Consider the following 315-nt stretch of genomic DNA (forward strand, 5'->3'; position numbering starts at 1 on the left):
CCCGGATCAAAGCGTGCTTACCGCTCCCCGAGGCTTATCGCAGTTCGCTGCGTCCTTCTTCGGCTCCTAGCGCCAAGGCATCCACCGTGTGCCCTTAGTAACTTAACCACGACGCACAGGATGTGCTAGTGCATGCGTTGTCTCATGGATGAGACGAACTTAGCAGGCCATCCTTGCATTTGTGTATTACTAAAAAGTACTTACACTTTAAATATCCTTAGCAATTACATGCAGTATCCAGTTTTCAAAGAACGAATGTTGAGGCAACCATGAGGTTGCTCGCCTGGCAACGTCCTACTCTCCCGGCTCCCTGCG

1 rRNA gene is annotated in these 315 nt (G+C 50.8%); it reads right to left on the reverse strand.

What is annotated here, in order from left to right:
- Nucleotides 1-108 (reverse strand): 23S ribosomal RNA (locus C3B52_RS35975); the annotation flags it as partial.
- Between the last annotated feature and the right edge of the window lie 207 nt (nucleotides 109-315).

This window comes from Brevibacillus reuszeri (assembly GCF_002897295.1).
Classification (GTDB): domain Bacteria; phylum Bacillota; class Bacilli; order Brevibacillales; family Brevibacillaceae; genus Brevibacillus; species Brevibacillus reuszeri_A.